Source organism: Pararhizobium sp. LjRoot238, from assembly GCF_964252955.1.
Taxonomy (GTDB): Bacteria; Pseudomonadota; Alphaproteobacteria; order Rhizobiales; family Rhizobiaceae; genus Pararhizobium.
Genome location: NZ_CAXUPP020000003.1, coordinates 181,556 through 197,347 on the forward strand (window position 1 = coordinate 181,556; position 15,792 = coordinate 197,347).

General features: G+C 59.6%; 17 protein-coding genes. 8 read left to right on the top strand and 9 right to left on the bottom strand.

What is annotated here, in order from left to right; genetic code table 11:
* Nucleotides 1-6 precede the first annotated feature (6 nt).
* The 3 genes from ACSQ3F_RS25540 to ACSQ3F_RS25550 form a co-directional block, all read right to left on the bottom strand.
* Nucleotides 7-1,050, bottom strand: coding sequence for an amino acid ABC transporter substrate-binding protein (locus tag ACSQ3F_RS25540; RefSeq protein ID WP_436103004.1), 1,044 nt, complete (start codon nt 1,048-1,050; stop codon nt 7-9).
* A 436-nt stretch (nt 1,051-1,486) separates the two neighbouring features.
* On the bottom strand, nt 1,487-1,807 hold the full coding sequence (locus ACSQ3F_RS25545; RefSeq protein WP_436103005.1) for a 4Fe-4S binding protein: 321 nt from the start codon (nt 1,805-1,807) through the stop codon (nt 1,487-1,489).
* The gene (locus ACSQ3F_RS25550; protein ID WP_436103006.1) at nt 1,807-3,432 is read right to left on the bottom strand and encodes an FAD-dependent oxidoreductase; all 1,626 of its coding nucleotides are present in this window, start codon (nt 3,430-3,432) and stop codon (nt 1,807-1,809) included. Before ACSQ3F_RS25550 ends, ACSQ3F_RS25545 begins: the two co-directional genes overlap by 1 nt.
* A 102-nt stretch (nt 3,433-3,534) precedes the next feature.
* Between ACSQ3F_RS25550 and ACSQ3F_RS25555 the strand changes: the two genes are divergently transcribed.
* Entirely contained in the window at nt 3,535-4,350 is an 816-nt protein-coding gene (locus tag ACSQ3F_RS25555; RefSeq protein WP_436103007.1) for a phosphate/phosphite/phosphonate ABC transporter substrate-binding protein, read from the top strand.
* Here the strand turns inward: ACSQ3F_RS25555 and ACSQ3F_RS25560 are convergent.
* From ACSQ3F_RS25560 to ACSQ3F_RS25585, 6 genes are all read right to left on the bottom strand, one after another.
* Nucleotides 4,332-5,291 carry an oligopeptide/dipeptide ABC transporter ATP-binding protein gene (locus ACSQ3F_RS25560; RefSeq protein ID WP_436103008.1) on the bottom strand — a complete coding sequence of 320 codons (960 nt, stop codon included), beginning with the start codon at nt 5,289-5,291 and terminating at the stop codon, nt 4,332-4,334. The two genes, ACSQ3F_RS25555 and ACSQ3F_RS25560, sit on opposite strands and share 19 nt — an antisense overlap.
* Nucleotides 5,288-6,265 (bottom strand): ABC transporter ATP-binding protein, encoded by a 978-nt coding sequence (locus tag ACSQ3F_RS25565; RefSeq protein ID WP_436103009.1) that lies wholly within the window; start codon nt 6,263-6,265, stop codon nt 5,288-5,290. The genes ACSQ3F_RS25560 and ACSQ3F_RS25565 overlap by 4 nt, the downstream gene beginning before the upstream one ends.
* Complete coding sequence (locus ACSQ3F_RS25570; protein WP_436103010.1) at nt 6,262-7,104, bottom strand: ABC transporter permease; 843 nt, start codon at nt 7,102-7,104, stop codon at nt 6,262-6,264. The genes ACSQ3F_RS25565 and ACSQ3F_RS25570 overlap by 4 nt, the downstream gene beginning before the upstream one ends.
* The gene (locus ACSQ3F_RS25575) at nt 7,101-8,081 is read right to left on the bottom strand and encodes an ABC transporter permease (RefSeq protein WP_436103011.1); all 981 of its coding nucleotides are present in this window, start codon (nt 8,079-8,081) and stop codon (nt 7,101-7,103) included. Before ACSQ3F_RS25575 ends, ACSQ3F_RS25570 begins: the two co-directional genes overlap by 4 nt.
* A gap of 38 nt (nt 8,082-8,119) precedes the next feature.
* Nucleotides 8,120-9,685, bottom strand: a complete 1,566-nt coding sequence (locus tag ACSQ3F_RS25580; RefSeq protein WP_436103012.1) for an ABC transporter substrate-binding protein — start codon at nt 9,683-9,685, stop codon at nt 8,120-8,122.
* Nucleotides 9,686-9,944: 259 nt separating this feature from the next.
* Entirely contained in the window at nt 9,945-10,097 is a 153-nt protein-coding gene (locus ACSQ3F_RS25585; RefSeq protein ID WP_436103013.1) for a hypothetical protein, read from the bottom strand.
* Nucleotides 10,098-10,310: 213 nt separating this feature from the next.
* Here ACSQ3F_RS25585 and ACSQ3F_RS25590 point away from each other — a divergent pair, with 213 nt between their 5' ends.
* From ACSQ3F_RS25590 to ACSQ3F_RS25620, 7 genes are all read left to right on the top strand, one after another.
* Nucleotides 10,311-10,670, top strand: coding sequence for a hypothetical protein (locus tag ACSQ3F_RS25590; protein WP_436103014.1), 360 nt, complete (start codon nt 10,311-10,313; stop codon nt 10,668-10,670).
* Between the two features lie 66 nt (nt 10,671-10,736).
* Complete coding sequence (locus ACSQ3F_RS25595; protein WP_436103015.1) at nt 10,737-11,774, top strand: ABC transporter substrate-binding protein; 1,038 nt, start codon at nt 10,737-10,739, stop codon at nt 11,772-11,774.
* Nucleotides 11,775-11,781: 7 nt separating this feature from the next.
* On the top strand, nt 11,782-12,783 hold the full coding sequence (locus ACSQ3F_RS25600; protein WP_436103016.1) for an ABC transporter permease: 1,002 nt from the start codon (nt 11,782-11,784) through the stop codon (nt 12,781-12,783).
* A complete protein-coding gene (locus ACSQ3F_RS25605; protein WP_436103017.1) occupies nt 12,783-13,574 on the top strand; it encodes an ABC transporter ATP-binding protein in 792 nt (263 codons plus the stop codon). Before ACSQ3F_RS25600 ends, ACSQ3F_RS25605 begins: the two co-directional genes overlap by 1 nt.
* A complete protein-coding gene (locus tag ACSQ3F_RS25610) occupies nt 13,564-13,860 on the top strand; it encodes a hypothetical protein (RefSeq protein ID WP_436103018.1) in 297 nt (98 codons plus the stop codon). The genes ACSQ3F_RS25605 and ACSQ3F_RS25610 overlap by 11 nt, the downstream gene beginning before the upstream one ends.
* A gap of 75 nt (nt 13,861-13,935) precedes the next feature.
* Nucleotides 13,936-14,592 carry an RBBP9/YdeN family alpha/beta hydrolase gene (locus tag ACSQ3F_RS25615; RefSeq protein WP_436103019.1) on the top strand — a complete coding sequence of 219 codons (657 nt, stop codon included), beginning with the start codon at nt 13,936-13,938 and terminating at the stop codon, nt 14,590-14,592.
* A 113-nt stretch (nt 14,593-14,705) separates the two neighbouring features.
* Complete coding sequence (locus ACSQ3F_RS25620) at nt 14,706-15,749, top strand: isopenicillin N synthase family dioxygenase (protein ID WP_436103020.1); 1,044 nt, start codon at nt 14,706-14,708, stop codon at nt 15,747-15,749.
* Nucleotides 15,750-15,792 lie beyond the last annotated feature (43 nt).

Below are 15,792 nucleotides of genomic sequence, written 5' to 3' on the forward strand. Positions count from 1 at the left end.
TCCGGCTTAGCGGAACGGCGGAGAGTAGAGAAGGCCGCCCTTGGCCCAGAGCTGGTTGTAGCCACGCTCCAGATTCAGGGGCGTACCCTTGCCGACGTTGCGATCGAAAATTTCACCGTAGTTTCCGACTGCCTTGATGATGTTGTAGGCAAACTTCGGATCGAGGCCGATGGCCTCTCCGAGCGACGGATCGACGCCGAGGAACCGCTGGATGCCCGGATCTTCGCTCTCCAGGAACTCATCGACATTGGCCTGCGTGATGCCGAACTCTTCGGCCTGAATGGTTGCATAGACAGTCCAGTTCAGGATCTCGAGCCACTGGTCGTCACCACCGCGGATGGCGGGAGCCAGAGGTTCTTTCGACAGGCGTTCGGGCAGCAGGATGTAGTCATCCGGCTTCGAGAGTTGCGTGCGCTTCGCGGCCAGATCCGTTGAATCCTGCGTCAGCGCATCGACGCGGCCAGTATCAAGAGCTTTGGTGAATTCGCCGGTTTCTTCGATCGTCACCGGGGTGAACGTCTTGCCGGTTTTGCGGAAGAAGTCTGCAATATTGAGTTCGCCGGTCGTTCCGCTCTGGACGCCGATCGTGGCACCATCTAGATCCTCACCCTTCGTGACGCCAAGGTCCTTGCGAACGAGCAGCCCCTGACCGTCATAGAAGACCACCGGTCCGAAGTGGAAGCCGAGCTTGAAGGCGCGGGTGACCGTCTGTGTCACGCCGGACAGCAGAATGTCGAATTCGCCGGATTGAAGAGCTGGAAGGCGCTGTTGCGGCGAGGAGTTGGTGAACTCCACCTTTTCAGGGTCATTGAACACCGTCACTGCGAGTGCGCGTCCGAAATCGACAAAAAATCCTTGCCAGCGCCCGTTGCTGTCCGGCGTAAAGAAGCCGGGCGTCGTTCCCACGCCGACCTTGATAAGGCCGCGTTGCTTGATCTTGTCCAGCGTTTCGCCTGCCAGTGCGGACGAGGCAAGCAGGCCCGTCGCAAGGATGATTGAGATTGCGACCGCTCTTCGAAAATAGCTGCCGCCCTTGGACGTTGCTTTCATGAATTGGCTCCTAACTGATGATGTTCCCATCTCCGGCAATGACTGTCCCCCGCCACTGCTGAGATCACAGTCAACATAAATCTATAAAATACATAAACTAGATATACTAATTTGAATGTTTGCTATAATTTAGAACATATTGCTCGTTTAAAGGCAGTTTTCCATCACGACGCCAGAGGATGGCGTGGCAAAAGTCATCGTCGTATCCTATTCATGTCGGTATCCGGCTTCCTGCACATCCACAGTTATCTGACATGAGGGTTTCGGCCGCGATGATTGAGATGTCCGGCTGGACAGCGTAATCATCGTAACGTGCGACGCACACCATTTCCGTGTGTACGGCCGGCTGAAGGCGTACGAACAGGCGGCGTTGTTACTGGAGCATGCCTATGATGAAACCATACCGCGCGATCATTTGTAAAACACGGGCTGCGGCTCATTGCGGCAGGCGGAAATGGTCGTCGACGGTGCGCAGGTGCCGGGTCTCCTTGGCCCAGCCGATCGCCTGCCGATAGGTACCGAAAAGACGATCCTTCTTCACCGCTTCCACTGTGAGACCGTAGACATGGGCAGGATCCGGGTCGACATAGAGTGCGTCGACGGGACAGTATACCTCGCACATGAAGCAGGTCTGGCAAGAGTGCTGGCGCGCGATGACGGGCGGACCGTCTGGGACGGCCTGAAAAACATTCGTTGGACAGACCGACACACAAAGATTGCAGTCGGTGCAGGTATCGGCGTCGAGAACCTCGATCATTATTCGGCCGCCTCCCGGAAGGACTGCGCTTCGACAGACTCCCGTCTCACGGTGATCTTCGACAGTCCGCTGACGACCAGGCGGTGATGCTGGCCCGCATCCTGCTTCGGAAAGTCGTCCCGCCGGTGCATGCCGCGGGTTTCCGTACGGGTGAGGGCGGCAGTATACATCCAGCGGGCTGTCGCCGTCATCGCAGCGGTCTGGCGCAAAGCGAGCAAAGCGCCTTCGGACACACCACGGGTGCCTTCCAGCTGCCGCCAAAGCATATCGAGTCGTTCGAGGGATGCGGTCAACGCTGGCGTCGTTCTGAAATAGTTGATGTCCAGAGGGAACACCTCAGCTTGCACGGCCTTCAGCGCCGCGTCGCTGTCAACGAAAGTGCCGCCCGCCGAAAAACCGGCCTTGCCCAGATGCTGAACATGCGACGGCAGCTCTGTTGCGTGCACGGCTGCAAAACCAGCAGCTGCGCTACCGGCAAAACTGCCTGTGGAAATCGCCCAGGCGGCGTTATGGCTGCCACCTCCGGTGAAGCCGCCGCAGATCGGTTCCCGTGTTGCGTTATCGCCAGCGGCATACAGGCCCGGCACGTTCGTCGCGCAATCGAGCCCGGTCAGGCGGAGGCCGCCGGTGCCACGGACTGTGCCTTCCAGCCGCAGTGTCACCGGAAATCGCTCGTTGAAAGGATCGATACCGCGGCGATCGAACGGCAGGAAGAAATTCGGCTGCGAGCGGCGCATGATTGCGCGAACCTCGTCGGTTTCGGCGAGATCGAGCTGCGCATGGACCGGTTCCGTCAGGAGTGCACGGGCGATGATCGAGCGTCCACGCGCGGATCCGGCACCTTCGATGAGCGAGCCGTCCTCGCGGTAGAAGCTGGCGAAGCGATAGAGCGCCGTCTTGGTGATGGATGCGAAGGTCGGGGAAATGGCATAGGCGGAGGAGAACTCCATGCCGGACAGTTCTGCGCCGGCCTCTGCCGCCATCAGGTAACCGTCTCCCGTCAGAACGTCGCAGCCGAGCGCTTTGCTCATGAAGGCGCACCCGCCTGTGGCGAGTACCACGGCGCCGGCGTGTACCATCCAATTGCCGCCCTCCTGCCGCCGGATGCCCGTTGCACCGGCGATCGTTCCAGCGTCGTTCGTGATCAGTTCGAGAGCCGGCGAATGGTCGAGAATGGTGACACCGGCATTCTTCACCTTGCGGCGCATCAGTCGCATATATTCCGGACCCTGCACCGAGATGCGTTGCTGAACTCCATTCTCGTCCTTGGGAAAGGGATAGCCCCATTCCGCGAGCTTGTTGACACTCTCATAGGTCTTGTCGAGCACCGGCCCCATCCAGCGCCGGTCGGATAGATATCCGCCCATGGCCTCGCGGCTCGCCATGGCGGCTTCCCGCTCCTCAGGAACCGGTGGCACATACCAGATCTGCGTGCCGGCAGACGCCGTTGCGCCCGAACTGCCGCAGTAGCCCTTGTCGGCGAGGACGACTCTCGCTCCGGCGGATACGGCGTTCAGTGCCGCCCAGCATCCGGCCGGGCCGCCGCCGACGATCAACACGTCCGTTTCGAGTTCGAGCTGGGATTCAGCTCCCCGGTCGGATTGCAGAGATGCTGCTGGTATCATTACAACGTTCCTCGAACATGTGATTCAACTATGGCATTAGAAATACATAAAATCTATAGACTACTATGATATCCAAAAACGATTATTTTTCATGGAGATTGAATGCTTGACCGTCGCGCCAGCCTTGCCATGTATGTCAGTCCGCCACCCATTGCAGACGCCACGCAGGCGCTCTGGCGATTCTTGTCCGCTGCCCTGAAGCGCATGGGCATGACGGGTGTCCCGGATACGCTGGATGAATCGGTGCGCTATGATGCGGCCTGGGTGCATCCGGATCTTCTCCTGGGGCAAACCTGTGGCTACCCCTATGTGAAACAGCTGCGCGGCCGGGTACGTTTGGTGGCCACGCCTATCTACGGTCTTCCCGGCTGCGAGGGGACGGCCAAGTGCAGTTTTATCATCGTGCCCAGAACATCCGCGGTCGAAACCATTGCCGACCTGCGCGGGGCGTGCGCGGCGATCAACGAACCCGGCAGCAATTCGGGCGTCAACCTGTTCCGCGCCAGCGTCGCGCCGTTCGCCCGCGATGGCAGGTTCTTTTCCTCCGTCGTCGAGACGGGCGGCCATCGGGCGAGCATCGATGCGGTGACGGACGGCATAGCCGACGTCGCCGCGATCGACTGCATCACGTACGGAAACACGCTGCGGTTCGACCCGGAACGGCTGGCGGGCATCCGGATTCTGGCCGAGACGGTGAAAGGCCCCGGGCTTCCTTTCATCACCCGGGCTGAGGCGTCCGAGGCGGAAGTTGCCACGCTGCGACGCGTGCTTCAGGACGCAATCGCGGAGCCCTCCCTTGCACCCGTGCGCGACACTCTTTCGTTGAAGGGCTTCGTGCCTCTGGATGACGCGGCCTATGAACCCTTGGCTGAACTTGAGCGGGCGGCGCACCGTCTGGGTTATCCTGTCATCGCCTGAGTGCCGCCGGTCAAGGGAAAATGGCAGGCGACCGCACGGCCATCCTCTCGCGTCTCGAGCCGCGGCTGCAGCGTGGCGCAGATGTCCCGGGCGACGGGGCAGCGCTGGTGGAAACGGCACCCAGACGGTGGACGCCGCGGGCTCGGCAATTCGCCCTTTAGTATGATGCGCTCGCGCCGCCGCTGCGGATCGATTGTCAGATTGGACGATAGAAGCGCCTGCGTGTAAGGGTGCGCCGGGCTCTGGAAGAGCAGTCCGGTCTTGCCTGTTTCCACGATCTGGCCGAGATACATGATTGCCACCCGCTCGGTAACGCGGCCCACGACGTTCAGGTTGTGCGAAATGAAAAGATAGCTCAATCCGAGCTTGTCACGCAAAGCGCGAAGCAGGTTGAGCATGTCGCCCTGGATGGAAACGTCGAGCCCTGCTGTCGGCTCGTCGGCAACGATGATCTTCGGCCGGGCCGTCAAGACGCGAGCCAGCGCCACCCGTCGCGCCTGCCCACCGCTCAATTGATGCGGGTAGCGTGAGAGGAATTGTTCTCCCAGCCCCATGTCCTGCAGGAGTGCGATAGTTGCGGCCCAACTCTCAGAATCGAAGGTCTTGCGGATCTTAAGCGGTTCGGCGAGAAGCGCACCGACCGTGAGCCGTGGCGACAGCGACGCCACTGGATCCTGGAATAGAAGCTGCACGCGATCGGACAAGAACCTGCGGTTACTCCGACGCTTCACCGCAACATCCTCACTCTCGACCAAATAGGATCCGGCAGACAACGGCGCCAATCCGGAAATGGCCCGTGCGATCGACGACTTGCCGCAGCCGCTTTCTCCAACAAGACCGAGCGTTTCGCCAACATGAAGGTCGATCGATACGCCATCCACTGCCGTCAGATCGCCATAGCGCACGGAGGCGCCCTTGAGGGAGAGCACCGGTGTGGTCATGGCGAAACTCCAAGCCAGCAGGAAAATCCTCTGCCCTGTCCTTGTGAAATGAACGGCGGCGGCTCGGTGCAGCGCTCATGGCGGGCGGGACATCGGGCGGCAAAGACACAGCCAATTGGCCGGTTCACCGGATCGGGCACCGTGCCCGGAATGGTTACCAAGGGTTCGTTTTTTTCGATCGAAGAAAGCGGCTCGATCTCGCATGCCAGCAGGGCTTGCGCGTAGGGGTGGCGGGGATCGCGCAACACCTCGCCGACTGGCCCGGTCTCGACGATCGTTCCCGCATACATCACGATCACCGTTTCGCAAAGTTCCGCGATCAGGCCAAAGCTGTGGCTGACGACCAGCAGGGCCGCTGAAAGCTCCGAGCGCAGTTCTCGCAGAATGTCCACGACCTGCGCCTCGATCGTCGCGTCGAGCGCCGTCGTCGGCTCGTCTGCAATCAACATCTTCGGTTCGACCAAAAGGGCCATCGCGATAACCACCCTCTGCCGCATGCCGCCGGAAAACTCGTGTGGATAGCGCCGCATTCGATTTCCGGCATCCGAAACACCGACGCGCGCAAGCACACGCTCGCCACGCGCCCACAATTCGGCCGTTTTCGCGCCCGGAAACTTCCGGCGCTGGATATCGACGAGATGCGTGCCGATCGTGAACAGGGGATTCAGCGCGGTCATCGGGTCCTGGAAGACCATGGCGATATCGCGGCCGCGCAGTGCAGACGAATTCGCTGCAGACAGAACACCTGTCCTGCCATCGAAGACTGCATGGCTGGCCGATATCTCGGCATTCTCGGGAAGCAAGCCCAGCAAGGCGAGCGCCAGTGTCGATTTTCCGCTACCGCTCTCGCCGACCAACCCCACAGCCGCGCCAGGCTCGACGGTCAGGTCGACCTTCGTCAAGATGTGCGCAGGGCCCTTGCTGGTGGGATAGGATACATCGAGACCGCGAATGGAAAGCAGCGGTTCGGTCATAGCCCGCTCCTGAGCTTCGGATCCAGAGTGTCGCGCAAGGATTCGCCGAGCAGTGAGAAGCCCAGCGTCGCGACGATCAGCGCCAGTCCGGAAAACACCGTCGGCCAGGTCGACTGGTCGAGATAGGTATAACCATCATTGAGCAGGTTGCCCCAGCTCGCCAGCGGCGGACGTACGCCGAGGCCAAGGAAACTCAGGCCCGCCTCTATGGTGATCACCACCGGGATATTCATGCAAGCCAGCACGAAGATTGGCCCGATAATGTTGGGTACGACATGGGTGAAGATAATTCGCCAGCGCTGCGCGCCCAGCACTTTCTCCGCTTCGATGAACGGGCTGTTGCGGATCGAAATGGTTTGCGCACGCGCCACGCGTCCAAAGCGGGGGATCAGCACGACGCTGACCAGCAAGACAACATTGTTCAGGCCAGGCCCGAATACGGCGACCAGGGCAAGAGCCAGGACCACGCTGGGAAAAGCCGTAACCACATCGAAAATGCCGACAATCATCAGATCGATGGCACGCGGCGAGAGTGCGGCGACAATGCCGAGGAGAATCCCCGCCGTAAAGGATATCGCCATAACCGACGATGCAACGCCCATCGCCACGCGCGTGCCGAAAATCAACCGGCTCAAGAGGTCGCGGCCGAGATGGTCTGTTCCAAACCAATGCGACAGGCTCGGACCCAGCAGACGGTCGGCTGGTGCAATCGCATTCGGCCCGTAAGGCACGATCACCGGCGCGGCTATTGCCACGATGACGATGGCTACTACGGCAACGAGACTGAAAGTCCCGCCAGGGCGCCGCATGATGTCCCGCACGATCGAGAGACCGCTCACGATGAAGCTCCCGCCGCCAGCCGCGAACGTTCGCGCGGATCGATGAAGGTCTGTATCAGATCTGTGGCGAAATTCGTCAGCACATAGAGCAGAACGATCACGAACACGCTGCCCTGCACCAACGGATAGTTGCGGGTCCGGATGGCATCGACGATGAGCGAGCCGAGGCCCGGCCGGTTGAAGATGACTTCCGCGAACACGGCCCCACCAAGCAACTCGCCAAACCCCATGCCCAGCACGGCGATCAGCGGAATGATGGCTGGCTTCAGGGCATACTTCATCAGGATCTTGCTTTCCTTGACACCATAGGCGCGCACTGTTCGTATGTGGCTTTCGCCCAGTACTTCCAGAAGCGATGACCGGAGCAGGCGCGCAATATAGCCGATCCAGCCGACGGCAAGTGCTGCGGACGGCAGGATCAGATGCCAGACCTGGTCAGCGATATCGCCGCGTTCGCCGGCGCCCAGCACCGGAAACAGCCGCAGCGAGATGGCAAAGAACAGCAGCAGAAAGACCGAGACGACGAAACTGGGGGTCGAGATGAAGCCGACGCTCAGAAAGGCGATCAGCCTGTCGGCGGCGGCTCCGGGACGCCTTGCCGCTACAACGGCCAGCGGCACGCCGATCAGGATTGCGAGAACAATGGCGGAAACGGCCAGTGCCGCCGTGTTGGGCAAAGCGGCCATGACCATGTCGAGCACCGGCCTGCCGTTGAATACGTCCTCGCCGAGATCGCCGCGCATCAACCGCGCAAAAAAGGCGACGACCTGTTCTGGCAGAGGCTTGTCCAGACCCATCCGCGCGTTCAGCGCCGCTACAGCTTCGGGCGTCGCCCGGGACCCCAGAATGACCGTTGCCGGGTTGCCGGGAATGAAACGCGTGAGCGCCAGCAAAAGCACGACTGCACCGGCGACAGCAAGAATTGCTGTCGCCAGTTTGAAGCCTAGATGGGCGTAGAAGGACGAACTCTTCAGCACGATTCGCGGCTATCTGTTTGCGGGCAGGGCAAAACAGATCAGGCCGAGGTTTCGCTGAAGGCTGTGTAAAGCCAATTGTTGCCGTTCGGCAGGACACCCGGCTTCAGCCAGTTGCGCGACGCAAAGGCATTGAGGTTGTGGGTGATCCATATGAAGGCTGCGGATTCATCGAGCAGTTTTTGGGCATCCACATAGATCTTGGCCCGCTCGGCCGGATCGACCGTTGTGGCGCCCTTGGCGTGCAGCGCGTCGAAATCGGCGTTCTTGTAGCGCTGCCAGTTCCACTGGCCGACCTGCTCCGAGGTGAACCACTGCGTCTGGAAGCTGGGGTCGAACTTGCCGTTATATTTGATCAGTGACAGTTCGAGGTCCTTGCTGGCATCGTTTTCGCCCAGTGCCCAGTAGGCAGCAGACTCAAGTGATTCAATTTCGACTTCGATGCCGACATCGGCAAGGTTAGCTTGGATGATCTGTGCGATGGCCTGGTAGCGTGCCGTCGATTCAATGGTCAGTCTGGTCTTGAACCCACTTTCAAGGCCGGCTTCCGCCAGCAGCTTCTTGGCTCCCTCGATATCGCGCTGATAGACTGGCGCATCCTTCCAGTAACCGAGCAGGCTTTCGGCAAGCAGCGAATTGGCGCGAGGATAGAGGCCGGAATAGGCGCCCTGCAGAATGCCTTCGATGTCGACGGCAAGCCGCAGCGCCTGACGCACCTTGATGTTGTCGAAAGGAGCTTTCTCGATATTGGGGCCGAACCAGACATAGTCGATGGCGGGTATCTCGGTGACGATGCTGTCGGGCAGTGCCGCCAGAGCTTTCGCATTTTCCGGATCAACGGCGGTAAAGTCGATTTCACCGGACTGGAAGGCGATCTCCGCCGTCTTCTGCTCGCCGATCGGCTTGCCGACGATCTGCTGGAAATGCGGCTTGATCGGCCCCTTGTACTCCGGATTGATTTCGAGGACGAATTGCTCGCGCGGTGTCCATTCCCTGAGAATGTAGGGTCCGCTGCCGATTAGTTGGGTCGCGATGGCTTTTTCCCCGAGCTTGTCGAAAGCCTTTTTCGAGACGATCCGTCCGGAGCCATCGGCAAGCGCGATGGAATAGAGAGCCGGTGCCGGGCTCTTCAGAAGAATGCGGCCTTCAAGAGGTCCCGTCACTTCAACCTGATCAAGTGCCGCCCAGTCCTTTGCATAGGTCACCGCCTTGCCTTCGGCATCCGGTTTGATGAACCTCTCGAAGGAAAACTTTACGTCTTCGGCCGTCAGTTCGCCATATCCGCCGGTAAAAGTCAGGCCCGGGCGAAGCTTAAAGCGGATTTCCTTGTCGTTGACCTGAACGAGTTCTTCGGCCGCATCCAGTTCCCACTCGGTGGAGTTCGGCTTGAAAGAGATCAGGCCTTGCTGGACCGACCAGATCACATTCAGATCGACCGGTCCGGACCGGTTTGCCGGATCCAGATTCACCAGATCCTTGTCGACGCGCACGACGATCTTCGTGCGGTCGGCGTCAGCGAACGCCGGGTGAACACCGCCGAGCGCCACTGCGGCCGCAATCGACGCGCCTCCGAGCAGTGCCTGACGACGGGTGATGTTGAATGTCATGAATGCCTCCATCGATGAAATTGTTTGTCTTCAGCCAGCTGAACCAGCTCCCCAAACTCAACGGAGTACACCATTTAAAGCATATATTTTATAGACTTTATTCGTTCGCGCGTGCCCGTGATTTTAAAAATCGGTTCTTTAGTTTGTCGAGAATGGAGAATTTTCCATCGACTGACGCGGTTTTGGCAGGCTGTTGCGCGGGAATTGCACAAATTCAATCTGAGCTACCTGTCAACGGGTCTCCGTCCAACCGTCCAGGTTACCATTCAGCAAGCGAGCGCCTTTGTTCCAAGGCCTCGATTTCCTGCGAAAGCTCCGCGATTTTTTCACGCATTTCGCCGGACTTGTCGAACAAGTCGTCGTCAGAAAAACAGTCTTGCATGTCCAGTTTCGCTTCGAGGCCATCGCGCATGGCGCAGAGTCTGCTGAAATGTCTTATGAAGCTCATGTCCATCCTACACATTCTAAATCGGATTGCGCGCAGTGCGACCGCCCAATATCTAACTTCTTCAGGAGTCTAACTGTGTGGATCGATGTGCGACAGGCGCATGATTTTACTTCACGACACGAAAGTGAAATAATAATCTATTAAAACAGTAGATTATTATTATCGCAGGAGTTTCGCTTGTTCGGGCTTCTCTGTCTGCTCAAGCCGATCGACGCACGCCCGGACAATGTGATCGCGGTCGCCGAAAAAATCCGCAGTCAGCCGATCCCTTGGCTGCTTGTCCGTCCCAAGCGCCAGAACGGATTGCGCATTTCGATCGACAAAATCCATGTCGTGGCAGATGAGCACGATGGCTTTTCCCGCCTCACGCTCTTCGGCAATGATCGTTTCGAGGCGTTCGGCATGGTCGTTGATCGTTGGGCCACAGACAAACGGCGATTGAGGCACGTGTCGGGGGAACATTGGATTTGCCAAAACCCGGTGACGCCCGGATCCTTAGAAAGAAATTTCCCAGCGATCGAGTCAAATAGCCTATAAATTCTATGTATTTTAATATTACTTGATAGCATCCTCGGGGATCATATCGAACACTGGGGAACATTCATGAGCAAAGAAGCGCAAAGCACCTCGCAATCCAAGGGCCTCTCACGTCGAGCTCTTCTCCAGGCTACAGGCGTCGCGGGTGCCGCCGCTGCCTTTGGCCTAATTGGAGCAAAGTCCACGCGCTACGCCATGGCGGGCAATTTGACCCCGATCAAGCTGGAATGGACCGAAGTAGCCGCCTGTCATTCGCCGGTTGGGTTTGGTCTTTCGAAGGGCATTTATGCCAAGCACGGTCTCGACGTGGAACTGTTCTATCAGGGAGCCAGCGGCCAGACGCTGATCCAGGCGCTGGCGACCCGCAAGGCCGAGGCCGGCCCCGGCCTTCTCTATGATTGGCTGAAGCCGATCGAGCAGGGTTTCGACGTCAAGCTTTTCGCCGGTTCGCATGGCGGTTGCCAGAGCATTCTGGTGAAGCCTGATTCCGGCATCAAGACGCTGACCGATCTCAAAGGCAAGACGATCGGCACGTTCGACGTGATGTCGCCGTCGCGCGTCGCGTTCTCGGTCGCTCTTGCAAAGGCTGGCCTGAACCCCGAAACCGATGTGACGTGGAAAGTGTTCCCCTTCGATCTCGTCGCCGAGGGCATGCTGCGCGGCGAGGCAGATGCGGTCGCGCATATGGATCCCTGGGCTTATTCCTATGAGAAGAAGTTTGGCCTGACGCGCGTCGCCGACACGCAGACAGGCACGTTCAAGGATCGCGTCTGCTGCGTGCTCGGCGTCAATGGCGATTATTACGAGGCCAACAAGGATGCGATCCGCCGTGTGGCGGCCGCCAATCTGGAGATCCACCAGTATACTGCAAAGCACCCTGACGAGGTGGCCAAGTGGTACTTCGACACCTTGAAGCCCGGCCTCTCTCTTGAAGACTTGACGGAGGTTCTGTCGGCCCTGACCTATCACGAGCACTGGTTCGGCAAGGAGCTCGTGAAGGAAGTCAGGATCGGCTACGAGGACCTGAAGCTCACCGGCGTTGCAGATCCGTCCACGGATCCGGAAGAGATCTCCAATCGCATCACCATCGACATCTTCGCGTGAACCTGTGATGAGCGATGTGGTTCACGATAGGCTGACAAGCAGCGCCGGATGTGCTTTCGCGTTTCTCGGTGCGCCCGTCTGGACACACGGTCTTTGGGCCGCGTCCAGCTGGGTGCTCGCCGCCGCCGTGACCTGGTTTCTCCCCGATGTCATCACGTGGGGGGCAACTGGTCTTTTTTCCATTCTCACGTTGATCGGAGCGGCCATCTTCCTGGTTCTCGCCTTCGCCGTCCGACGGCTCGGCGGTGTTGGAGAAACCATCGTTCACTATGGGCCATGGTTCGTGGTGATCGGTCTGTGGCTCACCGCCTGGGAGGTGCTGACGGCAAAGCTGGGCTGGTTGCCGAAGCCGTTCTTTTCGCCGCCGCAGGGCCTGCTAAATGTCTATATGACCGACTGGGACCGGATCCTGATCTGTATTGCCTATACGGCACGGCTCTGGGCCTTCGGGTTCTTTTCCGGCGTGGCAGCGGGCTTTGTCGGTGGCGTGGCTCTTGGGTGGTCGAAGCGCTTTGCCTACTGGGGCATGCCGCTCCTGAAGCTGATCGGCCCGGTGCCGGCAAGCGCCTGGATTCCCTGCGCCTTCTTTATCTTCCCGAGCACCTTCCACGCCTCGATCTTTCTGGTCGCGCTGGCCTCGGGCATTCCCGTCGCAATCCTGACGGCGGCGGGTGTCGGTCAGGTCAACCGCGCCTATTACGACGTGGCCCGCACGCTGGGTGCGAGCAATCGCTATCTGATCTTCAAGGTGGCGATCCCGGCCTCGTTGCCCAACGTGTTCGTCGGTATCTTCATGGGCCTCTATTATTCCTTCGCGGTGCTCGTCGTTGCGGAAATGCTGGGGGCCAAGTTCGGGCTCGGCTGGTATCTGCAGTTCAATACGGCCTATTCGGCCTATGCCAATGTCTATGCCGCGCTGATCGTCATGGCCCTCATCTGTGCCGGGCTCGTCGGTCTGTTGTTTGTGGCGCGCGATCGTCTTCTCGGCTGGCAGAAGGGGATCCTGTGATGGCCGTTGTTTTCGATCAAACAACCGCCCCGCGGCAAAGCCTGTCGTTGCAGGTTAATCGGGTATCGCACAGCTACGATCTCGGAAATCAGCAACTGCACGTCCTCGACAATGTGACGATCAGCGTCGAGGCTGGCGAGTTCGTCGCCCTTCTGGGACCGTCGGGCTGCGGCAAGTCCACGCTGCTGCGGCTGGCCGCAGGTCTGGAGGCGCCGAGCGCAGGAGAACTGCTCGAAGACGGCCGTGCGATCCTCAAACCGCATCCGGACCGCATTCTCGTGTTCCAGGAGGCGACGCTCTTTCCTTGGCTGACGGTTCACGGAAATGTCGCAAGCGGGCTCGACGCACGCGGCGTGCTGCGCGAGCAGGAATACCGAATCGGTGACATTCTCAAGCTGGTCAGGCTCGAAGCTTTTGCCGATGCCTATCCGCACCAGCTTTCCGGTGGCATGGCGCAACGCGCGGCGATCGCGCGGGCTTTGGTGAATGATCCAAAGCTTCTGCTGCTGGACGAGCCCTTCGGCAAGCTGGATTCGCTGACGCGGCTGAAGATGCAGAAAGAATTGCTTCAGTTCTGGAAACAGGTGGGGTTCACGGCACTTCTGGTCACGCATGATGTCGAAGAGGCTTTGTTGCTTGCCGACCGCGTTGTCGTCTTTTCCGATCGTCCGGCGTGTATCGTCGCCGAAGTGGCGGTGGACAAGCCGCACCCACGGAGGCGCGACGACGCGGACCTGATCCAGCTCCGGCAGACTTTGCTGGATACGCTTGGAGTGAGCTATGACGTCTAACCGGAAACTGGGTGCGCCGATCTTGGTTGCCGGCGCGGTGTTCACGCTCTCTGCTGTCGGCTGGTGGTGGCTCATCTTCAGCAAGGTCGTCATCAACGAATACCTCACGTTGAAGCAAGCGACCGTTTGTCTCGCCGGCGCAACCGACCTTTGCACTCTGGCACAGCTGCTTTGCACGGACGAGCATTTATACGGCATCCGCTGGTATGCGCCGGAGGGGTTTTGGATGAGTGCCACGGTGCTTGCCCTCGGGCTCTTTCTGTCCCTTCGGCCGTCGACGGCGTAGCCGCGACCGATGCGCCGGGCGTACGTCTTTCGCGATGGTTTGTGAGCCCTGTCCTGGGAAGCAAGGAGTGCAATTATGTCAGATCGATCCACCTTACCGTTCGAAACGCTCATTCTGCCGGGGCTCAACGGGTCTGGAGAAGGTCACTGGCAGCGATATTGGGCGTTCGACGATCCGAAAGCTGTGGTGCTGGAGCAAGCCAATTGGTCGTGCCCTGATCTCAACGACTGGCGATCGGGTCTGGAGCAGGCGCTTAGGGCGTCGAACGGTGTCTGGCTGGTCGCGCACAGCCTTGGTTGCATCCTGGCGGCCAACCTTGCATCGAGCCCATTGGCAGACAAGGTGCGCGGTGCGCTTCTGGTAGCTCCCTGCGACCTTGAGACGACAGAAAGGCTGCACCCTTGCGTTCTCAATTTTGGCAGGATGCCAAAGCAATCACTGCCGTTTCCAAGTCTGATCGTCGGCAGCCTCAACGATCCCTACATGCCGTTCGGCAATCTACAGCGTGTTGCCGGTCACTGGGGCAGCGATCTGATCGATATCGGCGAGGCTGGCCACATCAACGTGGCGAGTGGCTTTGGTAGATGGACAGCCGGTTATGCCCTGCTTAACGTCCTTGAAAACGCAGTATTTCGCAGGAGCGGCATAGGAACGAGTAGGCTGGATTCGATCGCGTATCGTGTCGAACGATCCGAAATGGTCCAGAGCCAAAAGCAAAAGGCTTCCCAATGAGCGACTACCGCATGCCGGCACTAACCGGTAGCCACAGCCGCCCGTGACCGAGCGACAGACGGCCGCGTCGCAGTGGGCTGAAATTCAGTTCTTCCAACAGATGAGACAGACAGATGACCCTTCATTCGCATCCCGTCCAGACCCACCTGCCAACGCTCGATTTTTCCCGCTTTCACGGCACACAGTCCGAGCGGGATGCTTTCGTCGCCGAGCTGCGCCGTACGCTCCACGACCATGGCTTTTTCTACCTCACCGGGCATGGCGTCGATCCGAAATTGATCGCCGACGTTGTTGCAACCGCCAAGCGCTTCTTCGCTCTGCCGCTCGAACAGAAGATTGAGATCGAGATGGTGAAGTCGCCGCATTTTCGCGGCTACAACCGGGCGGGACTGGAGCGGACGCGCGGCGAACAGGACTGGCGCGAACAGCTCGACGTCAATACCGAGGGCACGGCTGTTGCGATCAGCCCCGATACACCGGCCTGGCACCGCCTGCTCGGCCCGAACCAGTGGCCGTCGGCGTTGCCTGAGTTGAAGCCGCTTCTGCTCGCCTATCAGGCGGAAGTGACCCGGATCGGCATTGATGTGCTGAAGGCGATTGCCGTGGCACTCGGCCAGAATGAGGACGTCTTTGCGCCGATCTACGAGCCTCAGCCATCGCAGTTGCTGAAGATCATCCGTTATCCGGGCCGCGACGTGGCCGAGACCGACCAGGGCGTCGGCGCGCACAAGGACGGCGGCTTCGTTACCGTGCTGCTCCAGGATGTGACGCCGGGTCTTAGGGTACGCACGGAAGAGGGCGTATGGATCGAGGCACCGCCAGTTCCCGGCACCTTCATCATCAATACCGGCGAACTGCTGGAACTGGCGACAAACGGCTTCGTGCGTGCGGACGTCCACGACGTGGTCGCACCGCCGGCCGGTGCCGAGCGCTTCTCGGTGGCATTCTTTCTCGGGGCCCGATATGACGCGTCGATCCCGGTCATCGAACTCCCGGAAGCGCTGCGCGGCTCAGAGCGCGGCATCACCGTCGATCCGCTCAATCCGATCTTTCGCGAAGTCGGCCAGAACCACCTGAAAAGCCGCCTTCGCTCCCATCCCGACGTCGCTCGCGCGCATCATGCGGATTTGCTCGCGCCTGAACAGCGCGAAAGTTAGGCCGGGATGCTTTCAGTACAATTGAAGTGGAGGATGCTTCGGA

Excerpts from the sequence above, each read along its gene's own strand:
- ACSQ3F_RS25600 (WP_436103016.1), top strand. The coding sequence starts at position 11,782 with ATGAGCGATGTGGTTCACGATAGGCTGACAAGCAGCGCCGGATGTGCT.
- ACSQ3F_RS25565 (WP_436103009.1), bottom strand. The coding sequence starts at position 6,265 with ATGACCGAACCGCTGCTTTCCATTCGCGGTCTCGATGTATCCTATCCC.
- ACSQ3F_RS25620 (WP_436103020.1), top strand. The coding sequence starts at position 14,706 with ATGACCCTTCATTCGCATCCCGTCCAGACCCACCTGCCAACGCTCGAT.
- ACSQ3F_RS25540 (WP_436103004.1), bottom strand. The coding sequence starts at position 1,050 with ATGAAAGCAACGTCCAAGGGCGGCAGCTATTTTCGAAGAGCGGTCGCA.
- ACSQ3F_RS25560 (WP_436103008.1), bottom strand. The coding sequence starts at position 5,291 with ATGACCACACCGGTGCTCTCCCTCAAGGGCGCCTCCGTGCGCTATGGC.
- ACSQ3F_RS25555 (WP_436103007.1), top strand. The coding sequence starts at position 3,535 with ATGCTTGACCGTCGCGCCAGCCTTGCCATGTATGTCAGTCCGCCACCC.
- ACSQ3F_RS25580 (WP_436103012.1), bottom strand. The coding sequence starts at position 9,685 with ATGACATTCAACATCACCCGTCGTCAGGCACTGCTCGGAGGCGCGTCG.
- ACSQ3F_RS25610 (WP_436103018.1), top strand. The coding sequence starts at position 13,564 with ATGACGTCTAACCGGAAACTGGGTGCGCCGATCTTGGTTGCCGGCGCG.
- ACSQ3F_RS25550 (WP_436103006.1), bottom strand. The coding sequence starts at position 3,432 with ATGATACCAGCAGCATCTCTGCAATCCGACCGGGGAGCTGAATCCCAG.
- ACSQ3F_RS25545 (WP_436103005.1), bottom strand. The coding sequence starts at position 1,807 with ATGATCGAGGTTCTCGACGCCGATACCTGCACCGACTGCAATCTTTGT.
- ACSQ3F_RS25595 (WP_436103015.1), top strand. The coding sequence starts at position 10,737 with ATGAGCAAAGAAGCGCAAAGCACCTCGCAATCCAAGGGCCTCTCACGT.
- ACSQ3F_RS25605 (WP_436103017.1), top strand. The coding sequence starts at position 12,783 with ATGGCCGTTGTTTTCGATCAAACAACCGCCCCGCGGCAAAGCCTGTCG.
- ACSQ3F_RS25585 (WP_436103013.1), bottom strand. The coding sequence starts at position 10,097 with ATGCGCGATGGCCTCGAAGCGAAACTGGACATGCAAGACTGTTTTTCT.
- ACSQ3F_RS25615 (WP_436103019.1), top strand. The coding sequence starts at position 13,936 with ATGTCAGATCGATCCACCTTACCGTTCGAAACGCTCATTCTGCCGGGG.